This is a genomic window from Kitasatospora sp. DSM 101779, from assembly GCF_025655475.1.
In the GTDB taxonomy this organism is placed as follows: domain Bacteria; phylum Actinomycetota; class Actinomycetes; order Streptomycetales; family Streptomycetaceae; genus Kitasatospora.
On record NZ_JAHTIK010000001.1, the window covers coordinates 6,149,288 to 6,170,079 of the forward strand.

The following is a 20,792-nucleotide window of genomic DNA, read 5'->3' on the forward strand; positions in this document are numbered from 1 at the left end:
CGCTCCTGCGGGCCCGCCCGGCCGCTGCGGCCGCGAGCACGAAGGGGACGCCGATGGACACCGAAGCCCCCGCCCCCGATGCCGGGCAGCGCCGCGCCCTGACGGCGATCCGCGAGCGCGAGGACGCCGCCTTCCGGGCCCGCGTGCCCGGCTCGCTGGCCCTGACGGTCCGGGCCCGCACCCGGATGCCCGGCGGCGTGCCCATGCAGTGGATGGCCGGCTTCTACCGGACCCCGGTGCTGTGGGTCACCCACGGCCACGGGCCGCACTTCACCGACGTCGACGGCAACCACTACCTCGACTTCGACGTGGGCGACATGTCGACCGTCCTCGGCTACGCACACCCGCGGCTCACCGAGACCGTCGCCGCCCAGGCCGCCCGCGGCGTCCAGCCGTTCCCGCCGTCCGAGCCCGCGCTCGCCGTCTGCGAGCAGCTGCGGCTGCGCTTCGGTCTCCCGCAGTGGCAGTTCAGCCTCTCCGCGTCGAACGCCAACACCGAGGCGCTGCGGATCGCCCGGGTGGCGACCGGCCGGCGGGGTGTGCCGCTGTTCGCGGGCAAACACCACGGCCAGCTGCAGGAGACGCTCTGGACCGACGACGGCTCCGGCCTGGTGCCGGTGCACCGGACTGGCCGCACCGCCGGACATCGCCGTCGTCGACTTCAACGACCTCGCCGCCGCCGAGCGGGTCCTGAGCCGTCACGGCTGCGCGGCGGTGCTGATCGAGGGCGTGCTCCACGACTGCGGCACCGTCCTGCCCGAACCCGGCTTCCTGCCCGGGCTCCGTGAGGCCTGCACCCGCCACGGCACGCTGCTCGTGATGGACGAGACCCACACCCAGTTCGACCGCTACGGCGGCGCCGTCACCCGCTACGGCATCGCGCCCGACATGGTCACCGGCGGCAAGGGCATCAGCGGCGGCATCCCGATCGGCGCCCTCGGCATGACCGGCGAACTCGCCGACCTGGTCGCCACCCAGCTCGCCGCCCAGCTCGCCGACGAACTCGGCGACATCGTGGGGATCGCGCTCGGCGGCACGCCGTACGCCAACGCGCTGTCCCCGGCCTGGGCCGGCGTCGTCCTCACCGAACTGATGACCCCGGCCGAGCACCGGCGGATCGCCGGTCTCGGCGACCGCCTCGCCGACGGCATCGAGGCCGCCGCCCGCAGCCGCGGACTGCCGTGGGCGCCCACCGGTTGGGTGCCCGCTCCGGCTACCGCCTGCGACCCGAGCTGCCCCGCAACGCCCGCGAGGCGGACGCCGGCCTCGACCCGCTGTTCACCGACGCCCGACGGGTCTACTTCGCCAACCGCGGCGTCTGGGACGCCATCGGCTCCTCCGGCCCGCACGCCGGATTCGCCCACGACACCGCCGACATCGACACCTACCTCGGCGTCCTCGACGCCTTCCTCGACGAGATGTGCGCGGACCGAGCGACGCGTGGGCCGAGGGAGGCACGGCGACGCCCCCACCCGCACCGGACGGACCGGAACGGACGGGGGCGCGGAAGACGCCCCGGAACAGCGGCGCGCGACCTAGAAGAGCGGCACGCCCGCACGGACCAGGCGCCAGGAGACGCCGCCGAAGTCGGCCGGGTCGATGACGCCCTTGGCCTTCACCCAGGCGATCATGGTGTTGCGGATCTCGTCGGAGTTCGACCACACCTGCTTCGCCGCCGCCACGTGCGGGAAGTTGCCGCCGCCGCCCGCACGGTAGTTGTTCACCGCCAGCACGAACTGTGCGGCCGGGTCGATCGGCGCACCGTTGAACGACAGGCCGACGATCCGCGAACCCACCGGCTGCGCGACGTCGATGTCGTACGAGACGCCGTACACCGAGTCGTAGTTGTAGTCCGGGGTGGAGCCGGCGTTGGTCAGCGTGCCGAGGTCCACCGGCACACCGGGCGCCAACTGCGCGAAGTACCGCGCCGAGAACTCCAGGTAGTCCTTGATCTGCGCGCCGGTCAGGATGCGCGCCTCCAGGGTGTTCTCGTAGATGTACAGACCCGCCGCGTCGCGCAGCCGCACGTCGCCCGCCGGGATGACCGCGGTGCGGTTGAACGGCGCCGCCTGCGCCAGCACCGGCAGGCTCGCGTACTCGGTCGACGCCAGCGCCGCCTTCACCGTGTCCGCCTGCACCCGGCCGATCAGGTCGATGATCGGCACGTCCTTGAACGGCGCCTCGGCGATGGACAGTTCGGTCTTGCAGGTGCCGATGACCTGGTTGACGTAAGCGACCACCTTCTTGTGCTGGCCCGCGATCAGCTTCACGATCGCCGGGTCCTCCGGCACCGTGTTGGAGTTCAGCACCCGCGAGCTCACCGAGGTGACGTGCCAGGAGCCGCGCGAGAACTCCACCTCGAAGTCGAAGCAGGTCAGCCGCTGGCCCCAGCACAGCGGCTCGGACAGCACCACGTTCCTGCCGGTCTGCTTGTTCACCACCAGCCGCTGAGGGATCTCCTTGTGCGCGTGGCCGACCAGCACCGCGTCGACGCCCGGCACCTCCTCGGCGAGCTGCGCCGACACGTTCTCGCCCCAGGGCAGCTGGTCGCCGTACGAGGTGGCGCCGTCCGCACCGGAGTGCGAGGAGACCACGACGACGTCCGCGCCGGCCGCGCGCATCCGCGGCACGTACTTCTTCGCCGCCTCGACGATCCCCGGGAAGACCATCTTCCCGGACACGTTGGCCTTGTCCCAGATCGCGATGCCCGGGTTGGTCAGGCCGAGGATGCCGACCCGCAGCGGACGGCCGTGCCCGAGGTGCATCTCCTTGATGACGTACGGATCGAAAGCGGGCCGCTCGTTCTTGGCGTACAGCGCGTTGGCACCGAGCAGCGGGAAGTCCAGCTGCTCCTCGTAGGCGCGCAGCAGCGGGATGCCGTAGTTGAACTCGTGGTTGCCGAGGGCGGCGGCGTCGTAGCCGATGGCGTTCATCGCGGCGGCCATCGGGTGGCGCGGCGGGCGCTTGGCGGTGATCGGCTCGACGCGGGCGTAGTAGTAGGCGAGCTGGGTGCCCTGGATGGTGTCGCCGGAGTCGATCAGCAGGGTGCGGTGGCAGCCCTTCTCCTCGCGGACCTGCTTCACCAGGGTGGAGATCTTGGCGAGACCGACGTCGTTGTGCGCCTTGTCGTCGTACTCGGCGTCGGTGAAGTAGTCCCAGTTGAGCACCCGGCCGTGCAGGTCGGTGGTGCCCATCACGGTGAAGCTCTGCTTCTGCGGGGCCTTCCGGGCGTCGTCCCCGCCCTGGGCCGCGGCGGCCGGGGCGGCCGCGACGACCGGCAGACCGCCGGCCAGGGCGGCGCCGGCCGCGGTGGCGGCCGAGCGCGAGACGAACTCACGGCGGTTCAGGGGCATGGAGGACTCCAGCGTGGGGCGGTGACGGACGGTCGGCGGCGGTGCCGCCGACCGGTGGTGACGCGCGTAGAGAAACGCGCGGAGAAGTCTGCCGCCAAATCGCCCCCCGCGACAGCCCCCCGACGTTGCGGACAGGTGAGATGTCGGTGACCTCGACATGACTCCGGCCGGTCCGCCGCCGGCCCGACACACCGTCAACCCGCTGCGACCCGACTCACCCTCCGACCCCCTCTCCCGGCCACGGACCCCGGCCGCCCGACGCGTTCCCGCAGGTCGGCGACGACCGCTCCGGGCGCCAACTCGATCTCACAGCGCCAAAGCTCACGTTGTGTCAGGTTGTTAATCAAAACTTTCTGCAACAGCCGCAAGGCAGCCCGCCGGAACACCGTTGTTACGCCCCGGTAATCCCTACGCTCTACAGGCATGCGCCGAGCAAAAATCGTCTGCACACTCGGGCCCGCCGCCGACTCGTACGACCAGATCAAGGCCCTGGTCGAGGCCGGCATGGACATCGCCCGGTTCAACCTCAGTCACGGCTCCTGGCTCGAACACGAGGAGCGCTACCACCGGGTCCGCAAGGCCGCCGACGAGAGCGGCCGCAGCGTCGGCATCCTCGTGGACCTCCAAGGCCCGAAGATCCGGCTCGGCACCTTCGCCGACGGACCCGTACTTCTTGAACGCGGCGACGAGTTCACCATCACCGTCGAGGACGTCCCCGGCACCCGCGACCTCTGCAGCACCACCTACGCCGGCCTCGCCGAGGACGTCCTCCCCGGCGAGCACGTCCTCGTCGACGACGGCCGGGTCTGCCTCCGGGTCACCGCCGTCGACGGCCCCCGCATCCGCACCACCGTCCTCGAGGGCGGCCTCGTCTCCGACCACAAGGGACTCAACCTCCCCGGCATCTCCGTCTCCGTGCCCGCGCTGAGCGACAAGGACGTCGCCGACCTGCGCTGGGCACTCCGCCTCGGGGCCGACATCGTCGCCCTCTCCTTCGTCCGCAGCGGCCGCGACGCCGACGACGTCCACCGCATCATGGACGAGGAGGGCCGCCGGATCCCCGTCATCGCCAAGATCGAGAAGCCGCAGGCCGTCGCCGCCCTCGACTCCATCGTCGACGCCTTCGACGGCATCATGGTCGCCCGCGGCGACCTCGGCGTCGAAATGCCCCTGGAGCAGGTGCCCGTCGTCCAGAAGCGCGCCATCAAGCTCGCCAAGCGGAACGCCAAGCCGGTCATCGTCGCCACCCAGATGCTCGACTCGATGATCCACGCCTCCCGGCCCACCCGCGCCGAGGCCTCCGACGTCGCCAACGCCGTCCTCGACGGCACCGACGCCGTCATGCTCTCCGGCGAGACCTCCGTCGGGAAGTACCCCGTCGAGACCGTCCGCACCATGGGCCGCATCATCGAGGCCGCCGAGGAGGACGTCCTCGCCGCCGGCCTCCCCCCGCTCACCGAACGGAACAAGCCCCGCACCCAGGGCGGCGCCGTCGCCCGCGCCGCCGCCGAGATCGGCGACTTCCTGCACGCCAAGTACCTCATCGCCTTCACCCAGAGCGGCGACACCGCCCGCCGCCTCACCCGCTACCGCTCGCCCATCCCCGTCCTCGCCTTCACCTACGAACCCGCCGTCCGCAGCCAACTCGCCCTCACCTGGGGCGTGGAGACCTTCCTCGGCCCGTTCGTCCCCACCACCGACGAGATGGTCGCCCAGGTCGACGCCCAACTCATCGGCCTCGGCCGCTGCCGGAAGGGCGACATCGTCGTCATCACCGCGGGCTCGCCCCCCGGCCTCGCCGGATCCACCAACCTCGTCCGCGTCCACCACGTCGGCGAACTCGACAACTGAGGCAGCCCGTTCACCCGCGGCCCCCGCCCCGGTGGGGGCCGCACCGTCACACCGCCGCTGCGAACACCCCGACGGCGCACCGGAACCGTCCCCATCCGGTGACAGCCCGCCTCCCGCCCACCCGCCGCGGGTACGTTCCCCTCGACCGGCCCGGCAGCAGGGCCGCCCGAAGGGGAGCACCGACCATGAGCAGCAGCGCCAGACCCCGCACCGCGAGACCCCGCACCGCACGAGCCAATGCCCTCGCCACCGCCACCGTCCTCCTCGCCGTCGGCCTCGCCACCGCGTGCACCCCCGACGGCACCAACAGCCCTGCCGCGCCGCCGGCCAAGGCCACCGCCACCGGCGCCGCCACCGCCGCCGGTCACACCACGGCCGGCAGCGCCGCCGGCACCACCACCATCGGCCGCACCGTCTACTGGGGCGGCCTGCGCTTCGACGTCAAGACCGCCGCCACCACGCCCGCCACCGACACCACCGGCGGCCGGCTCGTCCTCACCACCACCGTCACCAACACCTTCCGCACCACCCCCGTCAACGACTGGCCCACCCTCTCCGTCGACGTCAACGGCACGCCCCTCGCCGGCGACCACGGCACCGCCGTCCCGCCCACCCCCGGCGCGAGCAACACCCTCCCGATCACCTTCACCACCCCCGCCGGCTTCACCCTCGACGGAGCCTCCTTCGTGCTCGGCGACCCCGGCCAGAACCAGGCGATCCTCCCGCTCGGCACCGGCGGCCGCACCGCCGCCGACCTCAAGCCCCTCGACCTCGCCCTCCCCGCAGGCCACACCGTCACCGGCGGCCGACTCGCCCTCACCCTCAAGAGCGCCCAACTGCGCGCCGACACCGCCAACACCCCCCTCAAGCTCGGCGAGCGCGCCCTCTACCTCACCTACGACATGACCGGCACCGTCGGCCCCGCCGGCATGGCCGTCAGCGGCGACAGCCTCCGCCTGCGCCTGCCCGGCGGCCAGGAGGTCGGCCCCAGCAGCGCCCCCATCGAGGCCATCTACCCGGACCGGCCCACCCGTCAGAACCAGGCCGCCTGGTTCGTCTTCAGCGGCGCCACCGACGGCGACTACACCCTCACCGTCACCGACCCCGACCACAACGGCACTCCCGCCACCGCGGTCTTCCACGTCACCGGCGTCACGGCCGCAGGCCCCGTCGGCTGACCCGCCCCGCACCCGGGGGTCACCACTTCGGGCCGACGTGCGCATCCACCAGCGCCACCGAGGCCCGCCGCGCCACCGAGACGTTCACCTGGCCCCGGGGGCGCGGCACCGACGCCCGCCACTCGACGCCGACCGCGTCGAGGGTGTCGGTGAAAATGCGCAGGATGTCGGCGGAGGTGTTGGTGAAGAACCACCGTGGGTACTCATGGCGGCGGACGGTGCCGCCGACCGTGCGGGTGGCCCAGTTGGTGATCCGGCAGCCGTCCGAGTGCAGCAACCCGCGCAGCAGCTCCCACGGGTGGGCGTCCACGGCGGCCTGCTGCCAGGGCTCCAGGACGATCCGGCGCTCGTGCTTGCGGCCCGGCCCGTGCTGGGGGAAGTGGCAGACCAGGTGGGTGGAGTACACCTTGACGTCGTGACAGCCCTCGCGCCGCACGCGGCACGGCGAGTTGTTGGGCAGGACGCGCCGCATCGCCTGCTCCACCGAGTCCATGACGCCGGGCCACCGGTCGTCGCAGGTGATGGTGAGATGCGGTGCCCGCTGGCGCGGAGGATGGAGGATGTGGCCGTCGCCGAGGTAGAGCCCGAGCAGGTGGCAGTAGGCGGCGGTGTCGAGCGGGTCGCCGTGGCAGTGCGGGCAGGTCGACCGCTTGCGGCCGGGCAGTTCTCCGCGGCGGGCGTTGTCCCGGTGCTTCCACCAGGCGACGGTGCCGGGCGGCACCCCGAGTCGGCGGGCCACCTCCGCGTTGGGCACGCCCTCGCGCAGCAGCCGGACGGCCTGCTCGCTCACCGTGGGATCGGTCATGTGTCCACGATGCGGCCGGGAGGTTCGCGCGCGGAGTGGAAGGGGACGAACTCACCCGTGATGGTGAAACTGCCGAATTGGCGGTAACGCCTGCGAATCGCAAGGAATCAAAGGTGCCGGGTGCGGGATTCGAACCCGCAAGCCCTCTCGGGCAGATGTGTTTGAGACATCCGTGTATGCCGTTCCACCAACCCGGCTCGGCTGGGCGTGAGCAGGATACCCTGTGCGCGTCTGATGCCGCAGCTAGGTAGGCTCGTGCATGCAGCACCCCGCCGGAACAAGGAGCCCCGTGAGCACCGCCGACGAGCAGCCCCAGCCGCTTGAGATCGACTCGCCCCAGATCACCCGAATCGTCATCGCCGAGGACGAGGCGCTGATCCGCCTGGATCTCAAGGAGATGCTGGAGGAGGAGGGATACACCGTCGTCGGTGAGGCCGGGGACGGCGAGACGGCGGTGAAGCTGGTCGAGGAGCTGAAGCCTGACCTGGTGATCCTGGACGTGAAGATGCCCGTCCTGGACGGTCTGTCGGCGGCCGAGCGGATCCACGAGCAGCACCTCGCCCCGGTGCTGATGCTGACGGCGTTCTCGCAGCGCGAGCTCGTCGACCGCGCCCGCGACGCCGGCGCCATGGCCTACATCGTGAAGCCGTTCAGCAAGAGCGACCTGGTGCCGGCGATCGAGATGGCGGTCTCGCGCTACACCGAGATGCGGACGCTCGAGGAGGAGATCGCGGACCTCTCGCAGCGGCTGGAGACCCGCAAGCTGGTGGACCGGGCGAAGAGCGTGCTGCAGACGAAGTTCGGGCTGACCGAGCCGGCCGCGTTCCGCTGGATCCAGAAGACCTCGATGGACCGCCGGATGACCATGGCCGCGGTGGCGCAGGCCGTGATCGAGGAGGGCGAGGCGCAGGACCGCAAGAAGGCCGACGCGGGCAAGGGCGAGGGCTGACAGGACACCGCCCCGGGGGCGCGCACCGGGAACGCCGGGAGGCCCGGCCGCTGATGCGGCCGGGCCTCCTGTTGCGTGCGCCGGGTCAGTCCTCGCCGAGGTAGGCCTTGCGGACGGACTCGTCGTGGAGCAGGTCCGCGCCGGTGCCGGTGAGCACGATGCGGCCGGTCTCCATGACGTAGCCCCGGTCGGAGAGCGAGAGCGCGGCCTGGGCGTTCTGCTCGACGAGCAGGATGGTGGTGCCGGAGGCCTTGAGCTCGACGATGGTCGCCATGATCTTCTGCATCATCAGCGGGGACAGGCCCATGGAGGGCTCGTCCAGCATGAGCAGCTTCGGGCGGGACATCAGGGCGCGGCCCATGGCGAGCATCTGCTGCTCGCCGCCGGAGAGGGTGCCCGCGGCCTGCTTGCGGCGCTCGCCGAGGATCGGGAAGAGCGCGTAGGCGCGCTCGACGTCCTCGGTGATGCCGGCGGAGTCCTTGCGCAGGAAGGCGCCGAGGAGGAGGTTCTCCTCGATGCTCATGCGCGGGAAGATGTGCCGGCCCTCGGGGGAGTGGGCCAGGCCCAGCGACACGATCTTGTGGGCGGGCACCGTGGAGAGCGCCTGCCCGTCGAAGGTGATCTTCCCCTGGGTCGGCTTCAGCAGCCCGGAGAGGGTGCGCAGGGTGGTGGTCTTGCCGGCGCCGTTGGTGCCGATGAGCGTGGTGACCTCGCCCTGCTTGACGGAGAAGCTGATCCCCTTGACGGCTTCGATCTTGCCGTACGAGACGCGGAGGTCCTCGACCTCGAGAAGAGCTGTCACTGGTCTGCCTCCGTGCTTGCTGCCGTGTCGGTGGCGCCCTCGAGGGGCGCACCGAGGTAGGCGGTGATGACGCGCTCGTCGTTCTGGACGGTCTCCTTGTCGCCCTCGACGATCTTCTGGCCCTGGACGAGGACGGCGGTGCGGTCGCACAGGTTGAAGATGAACCGCATGTCGTGCTCGATGACGAGGATGGAGATGCCCTTGTCGCGGATCGCGAACACGAGCTCCTCGGCGGCGCGGGTCTCCTGCGGGTTCATGCCGGCGGTGGGCTCGTCGAGCAGCAGCAGGCCGGGCTCGCTGGCCATGGCGCGGGCGATCTCGAGCTTGCGCTGCTCGCCGTAGGGGAGGTTGCGCGAGAGGTGGTCGGCCTTGTGGTCGAGGCCGATGAACTCGAGGAGTTCCATGGCCTTCTCGCGGCCCTCCGCCTCGGCCTTCTTGTAGCCGGGGCCGCGCAGCAGGGCGGAGAGCAGGCCCTCCTTGGTGCGGGTGTGGCGGCCGACGAGGACGTTCTCCAGGACGGTCATGTTGGCGAAGAGCCGGATGTTCTGGAAGGTCCGGGCGATGCCGGCGGAGGTGACCAGGTGGGGCTTGGGCGGCAGGACGGTGCCCTGGTACCGGACGGTGCCCTCGGTGGGGACGTACAGGCCGGTGAGGCAGTTGAAGAAGGTGGTCTTGCCGGCGCCGTTGGGGCCGATCAGGCCGACGATCTCGCCCGTGTTGACGGTGAGGTCGACGTTGTTGACGGCGGTGAGGCCGCCGAAGCGCATGACGACGCCGCTGGCTTCGAGCAGGGGGGTGGCGGCCGCGGTGCCCTCGGGGCGGGGGGCCGGGACGGTCTGGGTGGTCATGGTGTGTCTCACGCCCCTGCGGTGGTGAGGCCGGCGGTGCTGCCGGGGTCGGTGCTGGCGGGTGCGTCGTCGGTCTCCGCCGGGGCCGCGGTGTCGGTGTCCTTGTCGTGGAACTCGAGCTGGGCGCGGCGGTTGGCGATGAGGCCCTCGGGCCGCAGGCGCATCAGGAGGACGAGCGCGATGCCGAAGACGAGGAGCTGGTACTCCTTCAGGAAGACGAGCTTCTCCGGGATCAGGTAGAGCAGGGTGGCACCGAGCAGCGGGCCGGCGATGGTGCCCATGCCGCCGAGGACGACGGCCGCGACCAGGAAGGCGCTGTTGGGCGGGACGGCGCCGGCGAACTGGTAGGGGTCGGGGACGACGCTGTAGCTGACGTGGGCCATGACGGTGCCGGCGAGGCCGGCGAGCGCGGCGCCGAGGGCGAAGGCGAGCAGCTTGAGCTTGAAGCCGTTGATGCCCATGGCCTGCGCGGCGGTCTCGTCCTCGCGGATGGCGACCCAGGCGCGGCCGATGCGGGAGTCGTTGGCCCGGCTGAAGACCGTCACGACGAACGCGGTGACGAGCAGCATCAGCAGGAAGTAGTTGGCGAAGCGCCCGAGGGTGAAGGACCCGAAGGTGTGCGCCTGGCCGAAGTCGAACCCGAGGATGTCGAGGTCGGGGATGTTGCGGATGCCGTTGGGGCCGTTGGTGACCTTGGGGCCGGAGACGCCGTCGAGGCTGTTGACCGCGATGCGGAAGATCTCTCCGAAGCCGAGGGTCACGATGGCGAGGTAGTCGCCGCGCAGCCGCAGGGTCGGGGCGCCGATGACGACGCCGAAGACCAGGGCCGCGGCCATGCCGACCAGTGCGGCGCCCCAGAAGGGCAGGTGCAGGCCGACGGGGGAGCTGGTGGAGCCGGAGACCAGGGCGGCGGCGTAGGCGCCGACGCCGAGGAAGGCGACGTAGCCGAGGTCGAGGAGGCCGGCGAGGCCGACGACGACGTTCAGGCCGAGCGCGACGGTGGCGAAGATCAGGATGTTGACGCCGACCGAGGCGAAGTGGTCGTCGCTCTGGGTGAAGGGGAAGGCGGCGGCCGCGGCGAAGGCGGCGGCGGTGGTGGTGCCGCGGTGGCGGGCGGTGAGGGCGGTGAGCCGGGAGACGAGGCCGGCGCGCATCAGGGCCCAGGTGCCGAGCGCGGTGAGGATGAGGAAGCCGATGAACAGCTCGCCGTACTCGGTGACGATGCCGTAGGTGAACACGGTCAGGCCGAGGCCGGCGACCGCGATGATGATCAGCGTCTCGACCCAGCGGTTGAGCGGCTTCACGGGGGCCAGGTCGGGGTTCGGGCCGACGAGGCGGGTGAAGGAGCCCAGGTAGTGCCGGGTGATGGCGAGAACGCCGCCGGAGGAGGGGAGTCCGACGGTGGGGCCGGTCTGCGGCAGGCCGAGGGCGCCGATCAGGGGGAGCAGGGAGGCGACGCCGGCGATCCAGCCGCCGGGCTCCAGGTTGGCGAGGCCGCCGAGTTCGGTGGCGATCGCGATCAGGGTGAACCAGGTGGTGGCCGCGGCGGCCGCGCCGAGGACGAGCACCGGTGCGTTGGGGCCGGCGGGGGTGAGCCAGCGGGTGCCCTTCACGCCGTACAGCGGCAGCGAGAAGAGGGCGATCAGCAGGCCGGCCGCGAGGGTGAGGATCTGCAGGCCGCCGGGGTAGCCGTCGACGGTGAGGTCGCCGGGGAACTCCGAGGTCCAGGTCCAGTGGATGAATGTGGAGGCGGCGGTGGCGAGGCCGCCGGCGAGGACGAGCGCCTTGGCGGCCGGGAGCGGCAGCGGGAGGGCGGGGCTCTTGGTGGTGGTCATGGTGGCTGCTCCGTTCCTCAGGCTCGGTCCGCGACGCGCTCACCGAGCAAGCCTTGTGGCCGCACGAGGAGGACGACGATCAGGAGGACGAAGGCCCAGACGTTGGCCCAGGAGCCGCCGCCGAGCTGGTGCATGCCGGGGATCTCCTGGATGTACGCGGTGGCGAGGGCCTCCGCGACACCGAGGACGAGGCCGCCGAGCATGGCGCCGTAGATGTTGCCGATGCCGCCGAGGACGGCCGCGGTGAAGGCCTTGAGGCCGGCGAGGAAGCCCATGGTGGGGGAGACCTGGCCGTAGCGCAGGCCCCAGCCGACGGCGGCGACCGCGGCGAAGGCGGCACCGAGCGCGAACGCGATCACGATGATGCGGTCGGTGTTGATGCCCATCAGCTTCGCGGTGTCGGGGTCCTGCGCGGTGGCCTGCATGCCGCGGCCGGTGCGGGTCTTGCCGACGAAGGCGGCGAGCGCGCCCATGCAGAGCGGGGCGGCGACGAAGAGGAAGATGTCGGCGGGCTGCAGGGTGACGCTGCCGATGTGGTACGGGCCGCCGGGCAGCTGCGGGAAGCTGCGGCCGGACTTGGCGCCGGGGTAGAACTGCTCGACGACCTGCTGGAGCGCGAGGGAGAGGCCGATCGCGGTGATGAGCGGGGCGAGCTTCGGGGCACCGCGCAGCGGGCGGTAGGCGAAGCGCTCGGCGGCCACGGCGACGATCACGGAGATCAGCACGCCGCCCAGGAGCATGAGGGGCAGGGCGAGCCAGAGTCCGGTGCCGGGGGGAAGGATCAAGTATGTGGTGAGGGCTCCGAACCCACCGGTCATGAAGATCTCGCCGTGGGCGAAGTTGATGAGCTGGACGATGCCGTAGACCATTGTGTAGCCGATCGCGATCAGCCCGTAGAGGGAGCCGAGGATCAGGCCGTTGGCCAGCTGCTGCGGCAGTTCGTGCACCGCTGGGCCTCCGAGTGGATTCGGGGTGGGGTTCGCTTGCGGGGTGGGGACGAACCGTTGTGGGACGGCGGGGACGCTGGTTCTCAGCGCCCCCGCCGGTGGTTCGTTCTGTTGCGTGCTGCTCCGGATGCGGCCGTGTGGGTCGGCCGTGGATCAACCGGGGGTGGGTCAGCCGGCGTAGGTGCCGGACTTGGCGACCGCCCAGGCGCCGTCCTTGACGGTGTAGACGGTGAGCTGCTTGTTGACGGCGTCGCCGTACTCGTCGAAGCCGACCTTGCCGGTGACACCGTCGAAGCTGACCTTGCTCATCGCGGTGACGACCTTGGCGCGGGCGTCGGACGGGACCTTGCCGCCGTTGTCGGCGACGACGGCCTTGACGGCCTGGACGATCGACCAGGCGGCGTCGTAGGAGTAGCCGCCGTAGGCCGCGTACGGGTCGGAGTAGCCGGCCGCCTTGTAGTCGGCGACGAACTTCTTGGCGGAGTCGAGGGACTCGACCGGGGCGCCGACGGAGGTCGCGAAGTCGCCGTTGGCGTTCTTGTTGGCCTTGTTGATGTACTCGGGGTCGTACATGCCGTCGCCGCCGAAGACGGGGGCGGTGACGCCGGCCTTCTTGAGCTGGTCGGACAGCGGGCCGGACTGCGGGTACTCGCCGCCGTAGTAGATGACGTCGGCGCCGGCGGCCTTGGCCTTGGTGACCACGGCCGAGAAGTCCAGGTTGTTCTCGTCGATGTGGTCCTGGCCCTTGATGGTGCCGCCGAGCTTGGTGAACTCCTTCTGGAAGGCGCCGACCAGACCCACGCCGTAGGTCTTCTTGTCGTCGATCAGGTAGGCGGTCTTCTTGCCGAGGTCCGTGTAGGCGTACTGCGCGGCGAACGGGCCCTGGATGGCGTCCGTGGTCGCGGTGCGGAAGTACGTCTTGAAGGTGCGCTTCTTCTCGGTCTCGAACTTCTCGCCCTGGGTCAGGGCGGGGTTGGTGTTGGCCGGGGAGACCTCGACCAGGCTCGCCGACTCGAAGACCTGCTGCATCGACTGGGCGACACCGGAGTTCAGCGGGCCGACGACGCCGAGGACGCTCTTGTCGGCGACCAGGGCGGTGGCGTTCTGCTGGCCTTCCTGGGGCGACTTCTTGTCGTCCAGGGCCTTCACCTTGAAGGTGACGCCGGGAACTTCCTTGTTGTCGTTGGCGATCTTGGCGGCCAGCTCGACGGAGTGCTGGATGCCGAGGCCGAGGGCGGAGAGCGGACCGGTCAGCGGCGCGTCGACGCCGATGGTGACGGTGGTGCCGCCGGCGTCGCCGCTGGCGCTCGACTTCTCACCGCGGGAACCGCAGGCGGACACGGTGAGAGCTCCGACGACTGCGATGCTCACGACAAGCAGAGAACGGTTACGCACGAAGTTCCCCTTCTGGATCAGGTAGGCAGTGCGCCGGAGTGGCGGTGCCGGGTCGCGCGCTGGGGGCCTGGCCCGATCGGTTGGCGCGGTGACTGGCCGTGACTCTAGAACGGCTTCGGCAGGCTCCGGCAGACCTGCGGACATGCTGTGATTCTCTTGTTATGCGGACCTCTTCGAAAATCTCGAATATTGGTCATCCGCGCCCCGTTCTGCGCGGGCTGCTAAGTGTCGTCTCGCCCACCGAAACGGTGTCGTACAGGAAAACGCCTGCTACCGGCGGTGTTCGACTATCGGACATGAGTGTTCGTCACTGCGTGTGCGGACACCTGCGTCCGGTAACCGGAAATCGGGCACGCCGAATGAAGCCTTTCGGACAGGTCGCGGGCGTACTGAGTGCCGAGGATCTGGCTCACGGTCTCGATTGCGCGCGTGTTACGCAGCGTTACATCGAGGAAAGGCATGCCGGCGTCCGGCGGTGCCCCCGCGCAGTCCGTGACCCGGTACTCCACGGTCAGCAGCACAGGCCGCTCCGGGGTGACGGTCACGGGCAGTCCGCCCGTCACCACGACGGACAGGCCGGGATAGCTCTGACGGACCGCGACCACGTCGAACGGCCGGTCCGCCTCCGCCGACACCCGGAGCGCGAAGACCCGCCCCGGCCCGGCCGGCGGCGACACCGGCCCGGCGTAGTGCAGGTGCGAGACGACCGAGGGCACCGGCGGCACCTCGGCCGCGGGCCGGGGCGTCGGATCGCGCCCGGGGTGGCGCAGCGTCAGCACCGCGACCACCGCGGCGAACACCACGGTGAGCGCGACCTTCTGACGTCTGCTCAGCAAACGGTGCAAGGGCAGCGGCGGGGGCGGCGGTGCCTCGGTCCCCTCGGCCGGCTCGATCGGGCCGAGGTATCCGTGACCGCCGGGTTCGGCTCCGCCGTGCCGTGCGCCGGACATGCTGGTGCCCCCTCGTCCGGGAGGATCTGCCCCCGACCGGCCGTGCCCAAACGGATCCCGAACGCAACCGCCGCGCACCCGCCGGGGAACGGCGGGTGCGCGGCGGGACGGCGCGCGGCGGGTCCGGCGCTACAGGTCGCGCAGCATGCAGGTCAGCCGGCAGCTGGTGATCCGCTTGCCGGTGTCGTCGGTGACCGCGATCTCGTAGGTGGCGGCGGTGCGGCCCTTGAAGACGGCCGTCGCCACACCCGTCACCAGGCCGGAGGTCGCCGACCGGTGGTGGGTGGCGTTGAGGTCGACGCCCACCGCGTACCGACCCGGCCCGGCGTGCAGCATCGCGCCGATCGACCCGAGCGTCTCGGCGAGCGCCGCCGAGGCGCCGCCGTGCAGCAGCCCGTACGGCTGCTGGTTGCCCTCGACGGGCATCGTGCCCACCACCCGGTCCGGCGAGGCCTCGGTGATCCGGATGCCGAGCTTCTCGCCCAGGTGCCCGCCGGAGAAGGTCTCCGGGCTGACCCCGAGCTTCGCGAAGTGGTCGAGGACGTCCTGGGGCACGTTCAGTACTACGGGGGCCGCGTCGGTCATGGTGCTCCTGCCGGTGGGGGTCACGTCGTCGTGCTGTCTGTGATCGTACGACCGGCCCCGGCCCGCCAGGGCGGTCGGCCCCGACACCGCCGCCGCCCCGGCGCAGTGGCGGACCGTGTCGGTGCCGCGCCCTAGGATCGAGGCGTGGCAGAGGAACCGGCAGGAACGGACGTTGACGTGGCTGTGCAGGGTGCGGGCAAGGCTGTGCCGGACGCAGGAAAGGACGCGGCGGGCGGCGGGCAGCGCAGGCTGATGCTGCTCGACGGGCATTCGATGGCCTACCGGGCCTTCTACGCGCTGCCGGTGGAGAACTTCAACACCACCACCGGGCAGCCGACCAACGCCGTGTACGGCTTCGCCTCGATGCTGGCCAACACGGTGCGCGACGAGCGGCCCACCCACCTCGCGGTCGCCTTCGACCTGTCCCGGCAGACCTTCCGCTCCGTCGAGTTCCCCGACTACAAGGCCAACCGCTCGGCCACCCCGGACGAGTTCCGCAGCCAGGTCGGCCTGATCGGCGAGCTGCTCGACGCGATGGGCATCCCCCGGATCACCGCCGAGGGCTTCGAGGCCGACGACATCATCGCCACCCTGGCCACGGCCGCCGCCGCCGACGGCTTCGAGGTGCAGATCGTCACCGGCGACCGGGACTCCCTGCAGCTCGTCGGCGAGCACGTCACCGTGCTCTACCCGACCAAGGGCGTCTCCGAGCTCACCCGCTACACGCCCGACAAGGTCGCCGAGAAGTACGGCGTCACCCCCGCCCAGTACCCCGACCTCGCGGCGCTGCGCGGCGACCCGTCCGACAACCTGCCCGGCATCCCCGGCGTCGGCGAGAAGACCGCCGCGAAGTGGGTCAACCAGTTCGGTTCCTTCGACGAGCTGGTCGCCCGCGCCGACGAGGTCAAGGGCAAGATCGGCGAGAAGCTCCGCGAGCACCTCGACTCGGTCAAGCGCAACCGGATCCTCACCGAGCTGGTGCGCGACGTCCACCTGCCGCTCGGCGTCGCCGACCTCGCCCGCCGGCCCTTCGACAAGCCGGCCGTCGGCCAGATCATGGAGTCGCTGGAGTTCCGCAACCCGAACTTCCGCGAGCGGGTCTACGCCATGGACCCGGCCGGCGCCGCCGAGACCGAGGCCCCCGAGACCGTCGCCGGCCCCGAGGTCGACGGCGAGCTGCTCACCGAACCCGGCGCGCTCACCGCCTGGCTCGCCGAGCACGGCAAGGGCCGCACCGCGATCGCCGCCGTCTACACCTGGGCCCTCGGCACCGGCCGCGTCCAGGAGGTCGCCCTCGCCGCCGGCGAGACCGCCGCCTGGTTCGACCCGGCCGCCCTCGACCAGGCCGACGACCAGGCCTTCACCGCCTGGCTCGCCGACCCGGACCACCCCAAGGCGCTGCACATCGCCAAGCACGTCATGCGCGCCTTCGCCGAGCAGGGCTGGCGGATCGGCGGCGTCACCGCCGACACCGCCCTCGCCGCCTACCTGGAGAAGCCCGGCCGGCGCACCTTCACCCTCGACGTCCTCGCCGAGGAGTACCTCGCCCGCTCGCTCGCCCCCGCCGCGGCGGCCGAGACCGGCCAGCTCTCCTTCGACGCCCCGGACGAGGACTCCGGCGCCGCCGCCCGCGCCCTCATGGTCCAGGCCCGGGCGATCCTCGACCTCGCCGAGCTCTTCGACGACCGGCTCGCCGAGGTCGGCGCCGCCGAGCTGTTCCACGACATGGAGCTGCCGATCGCCGAGCTGCTCGCCCGGATGGAGCGCTACGGCATCGCCGCGGACCGCGACTGGCTCACCGGCCTGGAGTCCCAGTTCGCCGCCGAGATCCAGCGCTGCGTCGACGAGGCGCACGCGGCCGCCGGGCACCCCTTCAACCTGGGCTCGCCCAAGCAGCTCCAGGAGATCCTCTTCGGCGAGCTCGGCCTGCCCAAGACCAAGAAGATCAAGACCGGCTACACCACCGACGCCGACGCGCTCACCTGGCTGGCCACCCAGACCACCAACGAGCTCCCGGTGATCCTGCTGCGCCACCGCGACCAGGCCAAGCTGCGCACCACCGTCGAGGGCCTGCTCAAGACGGTCTCCCCGCAGGGCCGCATCCACACCACCTTCAACCAGATGGTCGCCGCCACCGGCCGGCTCTCCTCGCAGGACCCGAACCTGCAGAACATCCCCGTCCGCACGGAGGAGGGCCGCGCCATCCGCCGCGCCTTCGTCGTCGGCGAGGGCTACGAGTCGCTGCTCACCGCCGACTACTCGCAGATCGAGCTGCGCATCATGGCCCACCTCTCCGAGGACGAGGCCCTGATCGAGGCCTTCCTCAGCGGCGAGGACCTGCACACCACGGTCGCCTCCCAGGTGTTCGAGGTCGCCCGGGACGCCGTCGACGCCGAGATGCGCCGCAAGATCAAGGCGATGTCCTACGGCCTCGCGTACGGCCTCTCCGCGTACGGCCTCTCGCAGCAGCTCGGTATCAAGCCGGCCGAGGCCCAGGGCCTGATGGACACCTACTTCCAGCGCTTCGGCGGCGTCCGCGACTACCTGCACAACGTGGTCGAGGAGGCCCGCGCGGTCGGCTACACCCAGACCCTGCTCGGCCGCCGCCGCTACCTGCCCGACCTCACCAGCGACAACCGGCAGCGCCGCGAGATGGCCGAGCGGATGGCCCTCAACGCCCCCATCCAGGGCTCCGCCGCCGACATCGTCAAGATCGCCATGCTGAACGTCGACCGCGCCCTCACCGAGGCCGGCCTCGGCACCCGGATGCTCCTCCAGGTGCACGACGAAATCGTGCTGGAGGTCGCGCCCGGCGAGCGCGAGCAGGTCGAGGCGCTCGTCCGCGAGCAGATGGCCGGCGCCTACCCGTTGCGCGCCCCGCTCGACGTCTCGGTCGGCGACGGCCCCGACTGGGAGGCCGCCGCCCACTGACCGACCGACCGGGCCGCCCCCGTTGCGGCGGGCGGCCCGGTCCTGTCCAGACCTTCTCTTTCGGATCTTGCCGGGCGCGCGGCGCCGGGCATCTCCGCCCGTCCCAAGGGGGCCGGGAGGTGTCCCCAGCCTGGACGCACCGGCGAACCGTCCACGGACGGTCCAGTACGAGGACGATCCGCCGGCCCGCCCAGCCGGGCGCCCACCGCCGCGCGCTGATCCGAGAGAGAAGGCCTAGATTCCGCGCACCCCGATTCAAGATCGCAGAGGAGTGCGGAGATGGACCAGGACGAGAGAGCGGGCCGCCGGCGCCGGGTACTGATCGGCGCCGGGGCGGGTGTCGCGCTGCTGGCGGTCGGCGGCAGCGCCTGGGCGCTCTCCGGCGGGTCGGAGCACCCGCCGGCGGCCGGGCCGCCGGTGCCGGCCGCCTCCGCCCCCCCGTCGGCCCTGTCGGCGACCACGGCGGCGCCGTCCCCGCCGACGCCCTCCCCGTCCGTGTCCCCCACCGGCGCCGCATCGCCCCGGGTGACCCCATCACGGGCACCCAAAGCCGCCACCACCCGCCGGGCCACCTCGACGCCGCCCTGGCGGATCAGCCCCGGCACCGACGACCCGCACAACGACGGCGGCACCACCACCCACGCCACCGGCTGCGCCACCAATCCGGCCGGGGAGATCATGACCTGTGACCCGGTGAAGACCGGAATCCCGCTGCCCCGCACCCCGTGACGGCTCTCCGGCCGGCAACCGAAATTCCTTGCTGCAACTTTCAGAAATTCTTTGCGATCCGTCTTGACCTGCCCCGCCGTCGGGCGGGAGGGTCGTCCCTGCGGGCGAGCGCGCCGCTCCGCGGCCGATCCGACCCACCCGAGAGGCACCCTGGCATGCCCGGACACGTCCCACCCGTCACCGACGAGCGCCACGCGCTGCTCGCCTACCTCGACCAGCAGCGCCAGTGCCTGCGCGTCACCGCGCACGGGCTCACCGACGAGCAGGCCACGTCGGCGCCCTCCGCCAGCGAGCTGAGCATCGCCGGACTGATCAAGCACGCCGCCCGCTGCGAGCGCGGCTGGATGGACCTCGTCCTGCAGCGGCGCCGCGGCCCCGAGCGGGCCGCCGACGAGGACGACGCCTCCGACTTCGTCCTCGGGCCCCGCGAGACGCTCGCGGGCGTGCTCGCCGACTACGCGGCAGCCGCCGCCGAGACGGACGAGATCGTCGCCGGCCTCCCCGACCTCGGCCGGCCGGTGCCCGTCCCCAAGGGCCTGCCGTGGTTCCCCGCCGACGTCGAGGCCTGGTCGGTGCGGTGGGTCCTGCTGCACCTCATCGAGGAGACCGCCCGGCACGGCGGGCACGCCGACATCATCCGCGAGACCCTCGACGGAGCCACCCTCTACCCGCTGATGGCGGCGGCCGAGCAGTGGCCCGACCCGTGGTTCCGCCCCTGGGAACCCGCCCCGGTCGCGGGCACCGCCTGACGGCGCCTCACCGCCGCGGGTTGGCCCGGCGGGTGGGTTCGGCGGTGGTGGGGTCCTCCGGCCAGGGGTGGCGGGGGTAGCGGCCGCGGAGGTCGGCACGGACGGCCCGGTAGCCGTCCCGCCAGAAGGAGGCGAGATCGCCGGTGACCGCGGCCGGGCGGCCGGCGGGGGAGAGCAGGTGCACGGTGAGCGGGACGCGCCCGCCCGCCAGCGCCGGGGCCGCCTGCCAGCCGAACAGCTCCTGGAGCTTCACGGCGAGCACGGGCCGCTCGCCCGAGTAGTCCACCCTGATCTTCGAGCCGCTCGGCACGGTGAGCCGCTCGGGCGCCAGCTCGTCCAGCCGCCCGGCCTCGCCGCTCGCCCAGGGCAGTAGCCGCTGCAGGGCGGCGGTGGTGTCGATCCGGCCGAGATCGGCCCGCCGCCGGGCCCGGGAGAGCTCCGGCTCCAGCCAGTCCCCGGCCCGCTCCAGCAGTGCGCCGTCGGAGACGTCCGGCCACGGGTCGCCGAGCACGCGGTGCAGGAACGCCAGCCGCTCCCGCAGCCCCTCCGCGGCCGGCGGCCAGGACAGCAGCGCGAAGACGCCCTCGCGGGCGAGCCCGTCCATCAGGGCGGCCCGCACCAGCACCGGGTCCGGGTCGGTGAGCGGCACCGCGGTGAGTTCCACCGCGCCGAGCCGGGCGACCCGCCGGGCGGTGAGCCCGCCCTCGCGGGCCGACCAGTGCACCTCCTCGCGCTCGGTGACCAGGGCGGCGCCGGCCCGTCGCGCGGTGGCCTCGTCGAGGGCGACGGCCCGCTGCACCCGGGCCGACGGCGAGCCCGCCGGGCGGTCGGCCACCGCGACCGCGAGCCACTCGGCGCCGGAGAGCAGCGAGCCCCGGCCGAGCT

Annotated in this window: 18 protein-coding genes and 1 tRNA gene; 8 read left to right on the forward strand and 11 right to left on the reverse strand. The window is 72.0% G+C overall.

Annotation, left to right across the window (positions count from 1 at the left end):
• A partial coding sequence (locus tag KSNIM_RS27980; protein ID WP_263105893.1) for an aminotransferase class III-fold pyridoxal phosphate-dependent enzyme occupies positions 1–788 on the forward strand: 788 nt, incomplete at its 5' end.
• The gene (locus KSNIM_RS27985) at positions 715–1,539 is read left to right on the forward strand and encodes an aminotransferase class III-fold pyridoxal phosphate-dependent enzyme (protein WP_263105894.1); all 825 of its coding nucleotides are present in this window, start codon (positions 715–717) and stop codon (positions 1,537–1,539) included. The genes KSNIM_RS27980 and KSNIM_RS27985, both read left to right, overlap by 74 nt.
• On the opposite strand, the gene KSNIM_RS27990 is transcribed toward KSNIM_RS27985, so the two are convergent.
• A complete protein-coding gene (locus tag KSNIM_RS27990; RefSeq protein ID WP_263105895.1) occupies positions 1,536–3,353 on the reverse strand; it encodes a bifunctional metallophosphatase/5'-nucleotidase in 1,818 nt (605 codons plus the stop codon). The genes KSNIM_RS27985 and KSNIM_RS27990 overlap by 4 nt on opposite strands.
• 423 nt (positions 3,354–3,776) lie before the next feature.
• Here KSNIM_RS27990 and pyk point away from each other — a divergent pair, with 423 nt between their 5' ends.
• Together pyk and KSNIM_RS28000 are read left to right on the forward strand one after the other, a co-directional pair.
• Positions 3,777–5,204 carry a pyruvate kinase gene (gene pyk / locus KSNIM_RS27995; RefSeq protein WP_263105896.1) on the forward strand — a complete coding sequence of 476 codons (1,428 nt, stop codon included), beginning with the start codon at positions 3,777–3,779 and terminating at the stop codon, positions 5,202–5,204.
• A gap of 185 nt (positions 5,205–5,389) precedes the next feature.
• Entirely contained in the window at positions 5,390–6,382 is a 993-nt protein-coding gene (locus tag KSNIM_RS28000; RefSeq protein ID WP_263105897.1) for a hypothetical protein, read from the forward strand.
• A 19-nt stretch (positions 6,383–6,401) separates the two neighbouring features.
• On the opposite strand, the gene KSNIM_RS28005 is transcribed toward KSNIM_RS28000, so the two are convergent.
• Complete coding sequence (locus KSNIM_RS28005; protein ID WP_263105898.1) at positions 6,402–7,187, reverse strand: helix-turn-helix domain-containing protein; 786 nt, start codon at positions 7,185–7,187, stop codon at positions 6,402–6,404.
• Positions 7,188–7,301: 114 nt separating this feature from the next.
• Positions 7,302–7,384, reverse strand: a tRNA-Leu gene (locus tag KSNIM_RS28010).
• Positions 7,385–7,446: 62 nt separating this feature from the next.
• Between KSNIM_RS28010 and KSNIM_RS28015 the strand changes: the two genes are divergently transcribed.
• Positions 7,447–8,136, forward strand: coding sequence for an ANTAR domain-containing response regulator (locus tag KSNIM_RS28015; protein ID WP_411543785.1), 690 nt, complete (start codon positions 7,447–7,449; stop codon positions 8,134–8,136).
• Between the two features lie 85 nt (positions 8,137–8,221).
• Here the strand turns inward: KSNIM_RS28015 and KSNIM_RS28020 are convergent, their stop codons facing one another.
• The 7 genes from KSNIM_RS28020 to KSNIM_RS28050 form a co-directional block, all read right to left on the reverse strand.
• A complete protein-coding gene (locus KSNIM_RS28020; protein ID WP_263105900.1) occupies positions 8,222–8,938 on the reverse strand; it encodes an ABC transporter ATP-binding protein in 717 nt (238 codons plus the stop codon).
• Positions 8,935–9,786, reverse strand: a complete 852-nt coding sequence (locus KSNIM_RS28025; protein WP_263105901.1) for an ABC transporter ATP-binding protein — start codon at positions 9,784–9,786, stop codon at positions 8,935–8,937. Before KSNIM_RS28025 ends, KSNIM_RS28020 begins: the two co-directional genes overlap by 4 nt.
• 8 nt (positions 9,787–9,794) lie before the next feature.
• Complete coding sequence (locus tag KSNIM_RS28030; protein ID WP_263105902.1) at positions 9,795–11,621, reverse strand: branched-chain amino acid ABC transporter permease; 1,827 nt, start codon at positions 11,619–11,621, stop codon at positions 9,795–9,797.
• A gap of 17 nt (positions 11,622–11,638) precedes the next feature.
• Positions 11,639–12,568: a branched-chain amino acid ABC transporter permease gene (locus tag KSNIM_RS28035; RefSeq protein WP_263105903.1), complete on the reverse strand. Its 930-nt coding sequence runs from the start codon at positions 12,566–12,568 to the stop codon at positions 11,639–11,641.
• Between the two features lie 168 nt (positions 12,569–12,736).
• Positions 12,737–13,963, reverse strand: a complete 1,227-nt coding sequence (locus KSNIM_RS28040) for a branched-chain amino acid ABC transporter substrate-binding protein (protein ID WP_263105904.1) — start codon at positions 13,961–13,963, stop codon at positions 12,737–12,739.
• A gap of 287 nt (positions 13,964–14,250) precedes the next feature.
• The gene (locus KSNIM_RS28045; protein ID WP_263105905.1) at positions 14,251–14,913 is read right to left on the reverse strand and encodes a Tat pathway signal sequence domain protein; all 663 of its coding nucleotides are present in this window, start codon (positions 14,911–14,913) and stop codon (positions 14,251–14,253) included.
• A gap of 129 nt (positions 14,914–15,042) precedes the next feature.
• The gene (locus KSNIM_RS28050; protein ID WP_263105906.1) at positions 15,043–15,498 is read right to left on the reverse strand and encodes a PaaI family thioesterase; all 456 of its coding nucleotides are present in this window, start codon (positions 15,496–15,498) and stop codon (positions 15,043–15,045) included.
• Between the two features lie 252 nt (positions 15,499–15,750).
• Here KSNIM_RS28050 and polA point away from each other — a divergent pair, with 252 nt between their 5' ends.
• The 3 genes from polA to KSNIM_RS28065 all read left to right on the forward strand — a co-directional run bounded on the left by polA (position 15,751) and on the right by KSNIM_RS28065 (position 19,907).
• A complete protein-coding gene (polA, locus tag KSNIM_RS28055) occupies positions 15,751–18,429 on the forward strand; it encodes a DNA polymerase I (protein ID WP_263108136.1) in 2,679 nt (892 codons plus the stop codon).
• Positions 18,430–18,708: 279 nt separating this feature from the next.
• Positions 18,709–19,158 (forward strand): hypothetical protein, encoded by a 450-nt coding sequence (locus KSNIM_RS28060; RefSeq protein ID WP_263105907.1) that lies wholly within the window; start codon positions 18,709–18,711, stop codon positions 19,156–19,158.
• 155 nt (positions 19,159–19,313) lie between these two features.
• The gene (locus KSNIM_RS28065) at positions 19,314–19,907 is read left to right on the forward strand and encodes a DinB family protein (RefSeq protein ID WP_263105908.1); all 594 of its coding nucleotides are present in this window, start codon (positions 19,314–19,316) and stop codon (positions 19,905–19,907) included.
• A 7-nt stretch (positions 19,908–19,914) separates the two neighbouring features.
• Here KSNIM_RS28065 and KSNIM_RS28070 read toward each other — a convergent pair.
• Positions 19,915–20,792: ATP-dependent helicase C-terminal domain-containing protein (locus KSNIM_RS28070; protein WP_317634061.1), on the reverse strand; the 878-nt coding region annotated here is incomplete at its 5' end.